General features: G+C 43.3%; 10 protein-coding genes and 3 pseudogenes. 9 read left to right on the top strand and 4 right to left on the bottom strand.

Translation table 11 applies throughout. From position 1 onward, the window contains the following. The first annotated feature begins 158 nt into the window (after window positions 1–158). The 3 genes from XBJ1_RS06150 (at window position 159) to XBJ1_RS06140 (ending at window position 2,787) form a co-directional block, all read left to right on the top strand. Complete coding sequence (locus tag XBJ1_RS06150; RefSeq protein WP_041573280.1) at window positions 159–1,196, top strand: IS630 family transposase; 1,038 nt, start codon at window positions 159–161, stop codon at window positions 1,194–1,196. Between the two features lie 291 nt (window positions 1,197–1,487). Beyond that, complete coding sequence (locus XBJ1_RS06145; RefSeq protein WP_012987957.1) at window positions 1,488–2,426, top strand: hypothetical protein; 939 nt, start codon at window positions 1,488–1,490, stop codon at window positions 2,424–2,426. After that, window positions 2,398–2,787 carry an ASCH domain-containing protein gene (locus XBJ1_RS06140; protein ID WP_012987956.1) on the top strand — a complete coding sequence of 130 codons (390 nt, stop codon included), beginning with the start codon at window positions 2,398–2,400 and terminating at the stop codon, window positions 2,785–2,787. The genes XBJ1_RS06145 and XBJ1_RS06140 overlap by 29 nt, the downstream gene beginning before the upstream one ends. A gap of 67 nt (window positions 2,788–2,854) precedes the next feature. Here XBJ1_RS06140 and XBJ1_RS22395 read toward each other — a convergent pair whose 3' ends face one another. Further along, a complete protein-coding gene (locus XBJ1_RS22395) occupies window positions 2,855–3,763 on the bottom strand; it encodes a hypothetical protein (protein WP_012987955.1) in 909 nt (302 codons plus the stop codon). A 23-nt stretch (window positions 3,764–3,786) separates the two neighbouring features. Continuing rightward, a pseudogene (locus XBJ1_RS20655) lies at window positions 3,787–4,482 on the bottom strand (IS1 family transposase). 220 nt (window positions 4,483–4,702) lie between these two features. On the opposite strand from XBJ1_RS20655, the gene XBJ1_RS06125 reads away from it, so the two are divergent. From XBJ1_RS06125 to XBJ1_RS06120, 3 genes are all read left to right on the top strand, one after another. Continuing rightward, entirely contained in the window at window positions 4,703–5,125 is a 423-nt protein-coding gene (locus XBJ1_RS06125; protein ID WP_012987953.1) for a hypothetical protein, read from the top strand. 495 nt (window positions 5,126–5,620) lie between these two features. Next, window positions 5,621–5,743 carry a hypothetical protein gene (locus tag XBJ1_RS22735; protein WP_269763713.1) on the top strand — a complete coding sequence of 41 codons (123 nt, stop codon included), beginning with the start codon at window positions 5,621–5,623 and terminating at the stop codon, window positions 5,741–5,743. Between the two features lie 296 nt (window positions 5,744–6,039). Next, a complete protein-coding gene (locus tag XBJ1_RS06120) occupies window positions 6,040–6,957 on the top strand; it encodes an integrase domain-containing protein (RefSeq protein WP_012987952.1) in 918 nt (305 codons plus the stop codon). 310 nt (window positions 6,958–7,267) lie between these two features. Here XBJ1_RS06120 and XBJ1_RS06115 read toward each other — a convergent pair whose 3' ends face one another. Continuing rightward, window positions 7,268–8,029, bottom strand: coding sequence for an IS5 family transposase (locus tag XBJ1_RS06115; RefSeq protein WP_012987951.1), 762 nt, complete (start codon window positions 8,027–8,029; stop codon window positions 7,268–7,270). Between the two features lie 61 nt (window positions 8,030–8,090). Here XBJ1_RS06115 and XBJ1_RS06110 point away from each other — a divergent pair. The 3 genes and pseudogenes from XBJ1_RS06110 to XBJ1_RS06100 all read left to right on the top strand — a co-directional run bounded on the left by XBJ1_RS06110 (window position 8,091) and on the right by XBJ1_RS06100 (window position 12,959). Further along, a pseudogene (locus XBJ1_RS06110) lies at window positions 8,091–9,122 on the top strand (IS110 family transposase). Between the two features lie 456 nt (window positions 9,123–9,578). Then, complete coding sequence (locus tag XBJ1_RS06105; protein WP_012987950.1) at window positions 9,579–10,565, top strand: AAA family ATPase; 987 nt, start codon at window positions 9,579–9,581, stop codon at window positions 10,563–10,565. Between the two features lie 120 nt (window positions 10,566–10,685). After that, window positions 10,686–12,959 (top strand): S8 family peptidase, encoded by a 2,274-nt coding sequence (locus tag XBJ1_RS06100; RefSeq protein ID WP_230578713.1) that lies wholly within the window; start codon window positions 10,686–10,688, stop codon window positions 12,957–12,959. A 155-nt stretch (window positions 12,960–13,114) separates the two neighbouring features. Here the strand turns inward: XBJ1_RS06100 and XBJ1_RS06095 are convergent. Then, window positions 13,115–13,426 (bottom strand): annotated as a pseudogene (locus XBJ1_RS06095) (transposase); the annotation flags it as partial. Window positions 13,427–13,568: the final 142 nt, after the last annotated feature.

The raw sequence follows: 13,568 nt of genomic DNA, 5'->3' as shown, positions 1-13,568 counted from the left end.
GGGCGTACTAAAAGCCCTAAATGCAAGCCTCTGCCTTCAAACCCAAAGGCCAATAAAACCCTGTTGTGCAAGCATTGAATTGATATGGTTTGCGGCTATATACCCGTCGTCATTGAAGATGCTTGATTTTTCATTTGTATCAGATCATGATTGCGCCCATGAAAATTAATCTAACAGATGCCCAAAAAGACGCCCTCGAATTGATGCATGATACGACTCGCGATGGACGAGTACGTGACCGCATCAAGGCCGTGCTTTTGGCCTCAGAAGGCTGGACTGCCCAGATGATTGCTCAGGCTTTGCGGATCCATGAAAGTACGGTGAGCCGCCATCTGAAAGATTACTTCTCTGAGGAAAAACTCGCCCCTGAAAATGGGGGCTCTGAAAGCCGTTTGTCTGCCGAACAAACAACAGAATTAGTTGAGTATCTGATGGCAAATTTGATGCACACTACCGCACAAATTGTGGCCTATGTTCGGGCACGATGGCAGGTGACTTTCACTGTCGCAGGAATGACGAAATGGCTTCACCGTCAAGGTTTCAGCTACAAGAAGCCAATGGGTGCTCCGCATAAATTTGATGCGGATAAACAGCAACAGTTTATTGAAACCTACAACGCGCTGAAAGAAGAATGTGGCCAGAATGCGCCTATTTTATTTATTGATGCGGTTCACCCGACCCTGTCCACAAAATTAAGTTATGGCTGGATGAAGAGCGGGCGGAAGCACGTCAAAGTGGTTGAAACCACAGGCAGTCGTACTCGACTCAACATCATGGGTGCCCTTAATTTACAACGGATTGAAGAGACTATTGTTCGTGAATATCCGACGATTAACGCGAAAAATGTCGTCCTTTTTTTCGGCTCAATCCGGGAAACCTATCCACTTTCGCAAAAAATCCACATTATTCTGGATGGTGCGGGTTATCACCGTTCCGGAGTCGTCCAATTTTTTGCCGAGGTTTTGAATATTGAGTTGCACTACCTGCCGCCTTACAGCCCTAATCTCAACCCGATTGAGCGATTATGGAAGTATGTGAATGAGCAGGTACGAAACAATGTCTATTTTCCGGATACCAAAACATTCCGTGAAACGCTGCGCCACTTTTTTCATGTCACATTGCCAGAAAAAGCGAAAGAACTCACCACTCGGTTGACTGATAACTTCCAGATTTTAAAACCCGCATCTTCAAGTTAATTGCGTATAGTTGATCTCTAAGAGAATTAATTATGTCCATAATCTCACAAATTAGGCATTTTCTGATCAACATATTAGCGGAGGTGATTTAGTATCATGGCATTATAGTGGTGCTTTAATGGTATTTTCTTTTAAATGGTAGAGAGGAATTATGGATAATTTAAAATATTTACCTTTCAGTGAAATTAATATTAATGATGATTTTTTTCATCTTTAAAATCTGATTATAAACATGGATTTGTTGCATGGTTTTACAAGAAATCAAATAGTTCCTCTGAGCAAGCTTACGTTTTGTTCAATGAAAATGAAAAAATTGATGGCTTTATGTATTTAAAAATAGAACATGGAATTATAGATGATGTTACCCCGCCAATATCTTTAGGAAAACATTTAAAAATTGGAACATTCAAGTTTAATCCAAAGGGAACGCTACGCGGTCAGCGTTTCTTGAAAAAAATATTTGATAACGCACTCTCATATGGAGTTGATGATATTTATGTTACGGTTTTTGAGGAGCACAACTACTTAATAAGATTATTTAAATTATATGGTTTCAATGAATGCGCAATAAAAGAAACGGAAAATGGAAAAGAAATTGTTTTATTGAAATGTATGAAAGACACATGTTCAACTGGGGATGTACTTTCAGATTACCCATTTATTCTAAACACAGATAAACAAAATAAATTTTTGTTAGCTATATATCCAGAGTTCCATACTAACCTTTTCCCTGATTCCCGCTTAATAACGGAATCACCAGATATATTAAAAGATATATCACATACAAATAGTATTAGGAAAGTATACATATGCGGAATGAAAGGCGTACTATCCTTAAAACCTTATGATATTTTAGTGATTTATAGGACATCGGATGGAAGGTCGGCAGCTTATTACAATTCAGTAGTTTCATCAATCTGCGTTGTTGAAAATGTACAAAATATTACTAATTTCTCATCTGAAGATGCTTTCATTGATTACTGTATAAAATATTCTGTATTTACAAAAGAACAGTTGCAAGCATTCTACATACATAAGAAATATCCATTTATAATAACGTTTACTTATAACTTAGCATTACCTAAAAGATTAAATAGAGCCTCACTCATTGAAAATGTAGGACTTGACCCTAACGATCGGTGGGGTATACTAAGATTAACCGATGAACAATTCCATAGAATAATAACTTTAAGTGAAACAGATGAAAATATTATTATCGATAAAGCCTGAATTTGTTGAAAAAATACTAGAAGGCACTAAGAAATATGAATTTAGGAAAGGAATATTCAAAAATTCATCTGTCAAATCAGTTGTAATTTATGCAACCAAGCCTGTAGGTAAAGTTGTTGGTGAATTTAATATCGAACATATTCTTGAAGATACGCCATCATCTTTATGGCGCATAACAAAACAGAACTCAGGTATAAGTAAAATTTTTTTTGATGAATATTTTAAAAGAAGAAATAAAGCATTCGCAATACAGATAGGCTACGTACAGAAGTACGATTATCCAATTTCATTAGATGAGCTTAGTGAACAATTAGGAAAGCGAATCACTGCACCTCAATCTTACTGTTACCTACCAAATTAATCCCAATCAGCCCTCCCTTGAGGGCTTTTTAGCACCCACCCCACTACCCCCTAGTCTCCCCTATTGGCTATTTATTGACGACTGACGTGACGCTGTACTCCTGCTGAGGATCAGGCGCCAATACCTGCTTCTGGTTCCAGATAGAATCCTCCGGCATCTGGACACGAACGTCTAACCGAGTCCCTGCGGGCAAATCACAGGCCTCATCATCGGTGTAGTGCGTCTGCTCATCCTGTGACTTGATGCGCCTGTTCTGTAACCGGGCAGGCATGTGTGCATTCTGTCGGTGTGTCACCCTGATTTCAATAGCCCCATCCGGCAGCACCTTATCATCGACATACACTAACTCATTGCCGTTGACGTCACGGGGAACACTGATACCGCCATGAACACCCCATGCACCGTCTGAGTTATAGCCAAGGATACCGGATAATTTGTAGTGACCAAGGCCGAGTCTGGTCACAGTTGCCCCTTCGGATTCGTCGTTAGTGGTAAAGGTGCCATCGGGGTGGATTTGGATGATGGGGGAGGTCTTCTTGAGAAAACCGTTGCCGTCAAAGTCGGCGTTGCCCGTTGTCCAAACAGTGTAATCTGACCAGCTATTACCGCCAGAAAATCTAACAATTCTCATGGCGTTACCGCCAAAGTTAGGGAATACCAGATACTGTTGGTTTCCATCATTCCAACGCAATTTTATGAATGACCCCCACACCTCATCTTTGTGTGAGCTCGGTGAGTAGCCATAAAATCCGCTGGGCTGGTTTCCGCCAACATCCCAAAGATAGCCAGCAATTTTGTTAGACAAATTATTAGAGCCAACACCATAATCGCCCACCTTCAGCGCATTCCCCAAACCAAGGTTTTTCACAAACTCCGGTTTGTTCGGAATGTCTGCCCCGCTCTGGGATTTATCCAACTTCCCCTCCATCGCCGCCTGCAACGCCCGGATGGAGTCCAGTGTCACTTTCTGGGTCATGTATTAAATGATTAGATTAGGTATTAAAAATAATGTTCACGTTCAATAAAGGTTCCTATCACTTTATCGTGCATTTCTTCCGATTTTGAATACCCAATGGTTTTTCTATTCAGCCTTTTGATTCGGGTACGATGCGTTAAATTCGTTCTCTCTATACGCTGAGTAAACGCCTTTCCAGTCAAGTGCTCTTCCTCGGGAAGTGGGTCGTAAACAACATAGTCATCCGTGCAGTAAAACCGAATAGTAAAGGAAGATAAGAGGGTAAGCAGCTTGTCTAACGTTTTTCGACTGCGATCGCCAAAAACATGAGCCACTATTCGCTTCAGGCGGGGTTCCCAAGCATACCAAAGCCAGCGTTGGTTTTTCTTATTGCCGACAAACGACCATTGCTCGTCGATTTCACAGACAATCTGGATGCCACATTCCGCAAGGGGAAGTGTCGTTACGTTTCGGAGTCTGAGGTTTTTAATGTTTTCATGACGGTGGCGGTGGCGACTTTCAGGATCCGAGCGGTGTCACGAATTCCCCCGTTTATTCATCGCGATATCGACAATCTGTTCTTTAACGCCGGGTTTGCAGGCCTGATAGGTATACGCCAACTGAAAGACCTTACAGCAGCTATAACAGCGATAACGAGGATGTCCGCCATTTCCTTTCCCATGTCCTTTGACCTGTTCTGATTTGTGGCAATAACGGCAATAGACATCAACTTTGGCCATACTTCATCCTTAAAAAGCCGGAAGCATATCACAGCAACTAACCATTTAATACATGACCCAATGGTCGAACCCATTGAGGCTTCGCCGTTTATGATAATGAAAATAAACAGGGCCGGACCCGGCTTACCTATTCAGTTTGGTTTTTTCGCTATTGAATTAATAATGAAAGCAGTTAAATTGGAACATCTTTAATATATTCTGAAATGGATCAGGGAAAGTGATGACCAATACTGATAAAAAGGATAAGAGCAAAAAAAGTCAAAAACAATCCAGTCATTTTATTCCTTATAAAACCACATATGATTTGCGTTTAAATAAAAGAGAGCCCAATTTAATCAACATACTGATGCAGATCCAGGGTTATGAATATGGCTTTTTGACGGTGTTAGGTGTCCGCCCTTTATCACAACGGGGTAACCATAAAAACAGTGCCATCTATGTCGTGCGGTGCCGGTGTGGTAAATACGCCGTCAGGACGCTCAAGGCAATCAGAAATCCGGCTAATGTGACTGACATGTGTGAGCATTGTCTTCACCTGTACAACCTGAGGTGCAGAAACCTCTTTCTCACTGAGGGAAAAGAGGTTGGTTTGTCAGAGTTAACCGGTATTAAATATAAAAAAACTTTAGAAATTAAAGAATAAGGAAGCCAGATTGCGCTTCGACGTTGAATGCCCAGCATACACCTTATTCTCTCTCCGTAAGATCAGTTTGTCAGAGATGATAAAAGGGACATTTGACCCGGCCTGATACAAAGGCTACCATCCTGAATGTGACTACCTGTGATCTGATCGCCTGCAAGGATCACCTCTTCTGAGTGGCGAAAACAAAACTCTCGTAGCCTGCAAGGGAGAGCAAGATTGCGGTACATCTGCGCACTTTTGGAAGCAGATATCGTCAGACAACAACCCTCCGTCCGGCGATGAAAGTTACCCGGTGTTATTCACAACCGGCTTATCACGCAATACGGGCAGAGCATTCTTTGCCTCGTTCCGAAAAACATTAACCTGCGTTTTGAACACTGACAATAAACGTCCTGATCTCTGTACAGCGATTGCGCGAAAAGATCAGAGGGCGTCAATGATTTCAGCGTCCACTGTTATGCGGGGTCACTTGCGTAACAGCGCAGAGATTACCAAGTGACGCCGCAAAGCGGCCAACGTCCAGAGCACGTCCGGTCTGGCTTTACGACCGATTTGAACCCTGCATTACTCAGTGAAACCACTAAAAATAGACCATTAACCACCCTGTTGTTTGATTGATAAACGATCGTCATATCTGATTTTCAACCCACTGCCTGATAGCAGGCTGATGCAGTAAAAATTAAGGAGAAATTCATCACGTCAAGATAATGAGGCGTTCATCCTGAGCTGATCAGACCCTGAACGGGGAGCATGTCATCGCTGTGCTGAGCACGTCGCGAGCTCCTGCAATAACTCAACACAATCCCGCCCTGCTACACATTGTCTGACGCACCACGGAACGGTGAACCTGAACCGACACGCAGGGAATTGTTTTAAAAACGACTAAAAATGAAAAAGTAGCAAGAGAGGCGGGAATGGCGCAGGGATCGACACGTTCAAAGGTTGAGCAGTTCAGAAAAGCCTTTATCACGCATGCCCGACAGGCGGGCGGAAGTTTTGTTACGGTGGCGGATCGTGAGCGTATGGCCCGGCAGTTCCTTGATTATTTGAAAAACAATGGCATCAAACTCCGGCAAATGGATAGCCTGAAGGTGAAATATATTGAGCGCTATATGGCTGAGCGCAAAGCCAACAATCTCAGTCACCGGACACTGCAAAATGAAATGTCGGTGCTGCGAGCCATTTTAGCGCAGGCGGGAAAGCATAAGCTGGTTGATCCCGATAATGCTCGCCTGAGTAACCGGGCATTGGGTATCGCGGATACCAGCCGCAAGGGAACTAAAATGGCGCTGGCACCGGCTGCGTTCCGGGACATTTTTCAACAGGTGGAGCAAAAAGACCGGAGTGTCGCGGCTGTGATGCAACTGGAGTATGTGCTGGGACTGCGTACCAAAGAAGCGGTGGAAGCCTACAAATCGTTAGCGACCTGGAAGAAAGCACTGGAAAACGGGCATACGTCTGTGCGGGTGGTGTTCGGTACTAAAGGTGGACGGTCTCGACAGACGACCATATTGGATCGGGCAGCGCTGCAACATGCCATTGCCTATGCGGAGCAAGAGCAGGCAGGACATAGCGGCAAACTGATTGATAAGCCGACGATCACTCAGGCCATAGACCGTTACCGCTATATTGTCAGACGTGCAGGACTGAGCGGCAATAAAGCGCCACACAGTATGCGTTATCATTTTGCTCAGCAATCCGGAGAGCATTATATAGCGCAAGGATTCAGTGAGCGGGAAGCGCTGGCACTGGTCTCGATGGATTTAGGACATGGTGACGGGCGAGGACGTTATATTCGGCAGGTGTATTACCAGAATATTGAGGGTGAATAAGTTGTATTGGAGCACACAAGGTCTGCTTCTCTGGTCATTGGAATATGAGCAAAGCAATCTTGAATTTTAGGTTATTATTAATATGTTATCGATAACTCGCTTCTGGACAAAAGCGAGTTAGTTGTACCAAATAAGACTCGATATGACACTATCGATGATCTGAGCGCAACCTAATCTGATGAGATGGACGTCCCACATGGCGTCAATTGTACCAAAATGAAATAGCATACTCATTTTACGGGAGCGTCCATCATGCGTAATAAAATTCTTGGTATTGATTTAGGGACTGTTGATGTTTTATGTTCATAAATCAATCAGCCCACATTGGTAACCAAACGAGAGTAAATGCCAGTGCTAACATACTGGCATAATTTCGTTCTAATTTATCGTATCTCGTTGCTATAGCCCGAAAATGTTTTATTCTGGCAAAGGCATTCTCCACTAAATGTCGGTAACGATTTAACCCTTTGTCTATGGGCTTTTCTGATTTTCGGCTGTTTTTTCGATAAGGAATGACGGGTGTTGCCCCTGTTTGTTCGACGATATTTCTGAAGGCGTCACTATCATAGCCTTTATCTGCAATCACAAAATCTGATGCCGGGGAGTTATTCACCAGACTTTCCGCCTGCTTAATGTCGTGCGTTTGCCCCCCTGACAGTTCAAAGTGGACGGGTAAACCCTGACTGTCTACGGCCAAATGAAGTTTCGTTGAACGTCCGCCACGGCTTTTGCCTATCGCTTCCTCTTCATTTGTTGCTGCCCCGGCACTGTGTTGATGCGCTCGAACAATACTGCCATCAATAAATAGCCATTCCCTATCAGCAAGTCCAGATAACCCTTTGAATATCAAATTTAAAACGCCCTTTTTTGACCCCGCATTAAAACGCACAAAGACCGTATTCCATCGACCAAATTCCAACGGCAGGTCACGCCATGGGATACCTGTTCTCATCCGATAAAGGATCCCCTCAAGGATAAGACGATGTTCGGCTTTATGATAAACGAGCCCAGTGTGTTGCATTAGTGCAGATAGCTTATCCCAGACGGGATCTGTTAACATAGTTCGTAGCATGATGATGAGGCTTAATGAGTTTTTGGCGAAATTGATTATACCCAATCATCATGCTGTTCAGATTACCTTCACAAAACGTCAACACGCCCTAGCAAAATCGATCTTTCAGCTCTGTTTGCTCGACGGTAATCACGTTGTCTTTAATAAAAAAGTGACTCGCAATCGGCTACTGGATGCTGTCAGACAAATGGAATCCGGGACTTTGGTTGCGATGGAGGCTTGTAGCACTGCCCACTATTGGGGACGGATGGTTGGGCATCTTGGCTTTGAGGTTTGCCTTATCCCCCCTCAGCACGTTAAAGCCTTCGTCAAAAACCATAAAAATGATGCTAATGACGCTCTGGCAATTTGTGAGGCTGCGAATCGGCCTGATATGAATTTTGTGCCAGTGAAAAACCTTTCTCAACAGGACCTTTGTGCTCTCCATCATGTGCGACAGTCATTAGTTCAAAAACGCGTTGCCACCTCTAATCAAATCAGAGGACTGGCGGCAGAATATGGCATCGTTTTTCCGCAACGCTCTGCTGCCCTGAGACAATCGCTGTATGAAGCACTTGAGGATGCTAGTAATGGATTAACGGTGATTGCACGTAGGATTTTGAAACAACTTTATGAAGACTGGCTGATATTGCTCCAACGAACAGAGGAAATAGAAGAAACCCTCAAATTGCTATCATCACAAACGGCACAGTGGCAGCAATTACAATCTATTCCCGGCATTGGTTCCCTAATCACCTCTGCATTTATCGCTTATGTCGGTGATTGAAAGCAATTCAATAACGGCAGGCAACAGGCGGCTTGGCTAGGGTTGGTTCCCCGACAAGCAAGTAGTGGTGGGAAAACTCAATTAGGTAAAATCACTAAAAATAGTAATCGATACTTGCGTTGTATTTTAATTCATGGCGCCAGAGCGGCCATGCAACGCAGAACGTTACGGCACGATGCACTGGGTGACTGGATGCAGTCTTTGGTTAACCGGCGGGGATTTAATAAAGCGTGTGTCGCTTACGCCAATAAATGCAAATGCGCCAGAATATGCTGGTCAATCATGGTTAATAATGACGTGTTTCAGGTGAGCAAGGCCTTTGCCTGAATAAATTTGTTTCACTTTCAATAAAGTTGACTTCAGTTGATGAGCTAAACGGTTATCCGGCCTTGCAAGAACCTGAAACTGTTGAGGATTTTTAATCCGTTAATCTGATGAGGAGGCAAGGTTCGGACTTCACCATGGCGCAGTAAATTGGAATGATTGCCAGACGCCGGATATATGACTGTGAAGCGAAATTAGCCACGAACTGAGTCACTGAAAAAAGTTGAATATTACGGGACGTCCATATAAAAACAGTCGGCATTGTGCCAAGCGGACATTACTCACATTAATCTACGGGGAGAACGTCTCAAATATAGGACGTTTCGATCGTTCCTTCTAAAAAGCCGAAAAAAGTTGTAACAATTCAAAAAATCTAGGTAAAGCTAACTTCTTATAGGGATGCGGCGATGCTAAACTGAAAGCAAGATTTTGTGCACATTGGTTTGTTGGGGGAAAGAAATGGCAAACGGTAAGGTTCTCAGACAGCTTATAAAAGCTGGGGCGACAGGTGATGTCGCGACCTTCCGTCGTGTTTCGGAAGTGATCATTGAGGAAGAACGACAAAAACAGCATCATCTTCTTGCGAATGATCTTGAACATATCCTGTATGGAGATCACACCATACAGACCTCCCGCGTGCCTGCAGCTCCCCAGATGCCTGTTGATAAAGAGAGAGGCCTACCATTACTGGATATTAAACAGCCAAGCCGTTCTCTGAATGAAATCGTACTACCCGAATCAAGTTCAGATGCAATCGAAGAGATTCTTGAAGAAAATCGCAGAGCTGATGTGCTACGCAGCTATGGAATGAAAGCTGTTAGTAAAGTAATCTTTTTTGGTCCTCCGGGATGCGGTAAAACTCTGGCAGCAGAAGTAGTTGCTTGTGAGTTGGATATGCCCTTGGCAATCGTCAGGCTTGATACTCTTGTTTCTTCTTATCTTGGTGAGACTGCTGCTAACCTACGCCAAATATTTGATTTTATCTCTCAGTATCCAATGGTTGTACTTTTCGATGAGTTTGATGCTATTGGTAAAGAACGAGGGGATAGTGGGGATCATGGCGAATTAAGACGGGTCGTGAATGCAGTTCTACAGATGATGGATGCATATCAGGGGAAAAGCTTGATTCTTGCGGCAACGAACCATGAGCATATTCTGGATAGCGCTATTTGGAGGCGGTTTGACGATGCAATCGAATTCCCACTGCCCGACAAACATCAATTATTAGAATTGATGAAGCTAAAACTTCGTGGTATACGTCGCCAGTTTGAGCTTGAAGATGATGCCGTGCTCTCACTATTTATTGGAAAAAGTGGTGCCGATTTAGAACGGATTGTAAGACGTGCAATCAAAAGAATGATTTTACGTAGCCAAGAGTTTTTAACTCTGAAAGACCTTAAGAATGCACTCTTGCGGGAAAATGTAAATAAAACTCGTCAGGGATAATAAATGACGGAACAATATAAACATCTTAGTATTGCGAAAGAATCTCTTCAGAACCCTAGACGCACACGTCAGTTTAACATTCCGAGAACACCACGTGCCGACTTGCGCCTGCATGGAAGCATGTTGTCTGAGCAATTACGAGGTATTACGCAATTAGCTACCCCGCAAATTCCAGGAAAAGATAATGATGGCCGGTACATGCTTAAATTACAATATACTGGGATGTTAGATATTGCTCATCTGGACAGGCATGGTATCGAGTTCGTTAGCCAAGAAGACAAAACGATCTGTATTGCTTTTGCTGATGAACGAGGAATTGCCCTCTTTGAGGAGCACCTGTCACAATTGGGACATGGACATATTACCTACCAGCAGATCCTAACAGCATTGGACAGTGTTGATGTTTGGTCTAGTGAGGATCGCAAAAGCTGGTCAGTCAGGCATTATGGTTTTCCTGAATTAGAATCATTCGGTCTGGATGTTGAGCTTTGGCCGATAGAAACCACACGACATCCTTCACGAGAGCGGATCTGCGAAGAATTTGAAAACTGGCTTCAGGAAAATATGATTCACCGTTTGGATCGAATTAATCTTGATAGCTTGTTGATGTATCGGGTTCGAGTAAATTGCGAGCAAGCTGAAAAACTACTAGCCCATCGTGATGTCCGTATGGTAGATTTGCTTCCTTCAAGCGGGATTTCGTACGAAAAATTGAACAGAGATATCAACGTTATTCCTGCACACATCCCCTCCCCATCTCCTGACGCTGCGAAAGTTTGTATTCTTGATAGTGGAATTAATACCGCACATCCATTATTGCGTAGTGCTATAGCTGAAAGCGCCAGCTTTGTGGTTAATGAAGACGAATTTGACCATTGCGGGCATGGTACAGCTGTTGCAGGTATTGCGCTATATGGTGATGTTGAAGCCTGCGATGCCAGTAATTTCTGGCAACCATCAGTGTGGTTATATAATGGAAAACTCCTTAATTCTCAAGGGGAATTTGATACTTCTACGATCGAAACAACGTTGACTGAGGCTGTAGAGTATTTCGTAGATTTAGGATGTCGTATATTTAACTTATCACTTGGTAATGCAAATGCACCATATGATGGTAAGCATATCAGGGGAATTGCTTATGTTCTTGATGTGCTGGCTCGTCGTCACAACATTCTGTTCGTTGTTTCTGCAGGTAACTTTAGCGGAAGTAGTGACCCTGATGTTCCACAGGAAAGTTGGCGTGCTGAGTACCCAAGTTACTTAATCCATAACAGTTCCGTTATTATCGATCCAGCCCCTGCACTCAATGTCCTCACGACAGGAAGTTATGCCAGGCACAATGCAACATTTGATGCTCAACGTAGGGCGGATGAAATTAGTCATTTAAGCCCTGCGGGGGAATTTCAACCCTCACCATTCACACGCCACGGGCCGTCAGTGAAAGGAGCTTTTAAACCGGAAATAGTAGCTCATGGTGGTAATTTCGCCGTCCCCATGCGTAATGACGGAGGCCAATGGCGAGAACATGCCAAAGGACTTGGCGTTCTAAGCTGCCACCATCAATTCCAAGGAAGCACATTTTTCTCTGAACAAAGTGGAACTAGTTTTTCTGCACCATATATAACGCATCTTGCTGGACGTTTACTAAATGAATATCCAGATATGTCAGCCAATATGTTGCGAGCGATGCTGGTCAACCATGCAGTATTGACTCCTCAGATGGAAAATACATTTTCTGAAGAAGTTGTTGAGTGTTATAAAGCAGAGTCAGCAACTCGAAACCGCAGCATTATTCGGGATGTTGTTGGATATGGAGTCGTCGAGGAAGATAGTTTATACCGTTCATCAGAAGAAGTAGTTGTTATGATGTGTGATGAACAAATTGTGAATAATACACATCAATTTTTTGAGCTTCCATTACCCGCTTCCTTTTTAAGAACTCAACGGGCAGTACGAGAACTGCACATTACTTTAGCTTATTCACCAGCCGTCAGAACGACCAGGCTGGATTATGCGGCTACGCAAATATCCTATAGACTCATAAAAGGAACATCGTTACAGGATGTCCAGCAGTATTTTAATCATGATGTACAGGATGGCACAAAATCCAGGAATGATGATGCGGCAAGTAATCGTTCTGTTACTGCACAACAACGTGACCACTGTACAGTGCAATCATCTAGTTGGACCTTTAAGCGTCGCTCTCCTGATGAAAAGTGGTTTGTAGTTGTAACTAGAAATGATCGTGAGTGGGGGGCTCCACTCAATAGTCAACACGAATCATATGCTTTAGTTGTTACTGCAACGGATAGAGAAAACGCTGAGGCCAATCTTTACGCCGAAATTGAGGCCCGAATTCGTGAACAGGAACGTTCTAGAGCACGAGTAAGCTAAATTGACCTCAGCTTCGTTTAAAAATAGCGATCTCATTATCCCGTAGATTCAAGCTCGGTTTTTTAGGTTGAAATATATAAGCAATAAGGCCGGCAGCAACTTCCAATAAAAAACCAAGCTGACTGCGATGCCTTGAATGCTCTATCTGAAAAACCTCAGTTTTGTTTAAGCATCCCAATTTCAGAATCACGTAAACCTAAACTCGGCTTTTTGGGTTGGAATGTATAAGCAATAAGTCCCGATACAACCTCCAGTAAAAAGCCGACTACGCTCCGGTGTCTTGAATGTTCTATCTGAGAAATATTTTTCAATTGGTCATTCACTGTCTCTATCAAAAACCGCGTTCTTAACATAACCCTGTCCCAAAGTGATAAAAATTTGGCTTTCATATTACGACGAACATGGGTGATCAGTGTGATCCCCTCAGTTTTCATCTCATCACATAAAGCCTAGGATAAATACCCCTTGATCACTGTAGAGTGTTGTTCAACAAGTAAGCTGCTGATATCAATGACAGCATTCATAGCGGTCTGACATCAGCACCAGAGGCATATCTAAGATCCGCAGCCATCTTATAGCTGCTACTGAGTTGAGTTAGCTTGTTGCATA

This window comes from Xenorhabdus bovienii SS-2004 (assembly GCF_000027225.1).
In the GTDB taxonomy this organism is placed as follows: domain Bacteria; phylum Pseudomonadota; class Gammaproteobacteria; order Enterobacterales; family Enterobacteriaceae; genus Xenorhabdus; species Xenorhabdus bovienii_C.
Note: the sequence above shows the minus strand (reverse complement) of the source record. Positions and strands in the feature narration are given on the sequence as shown.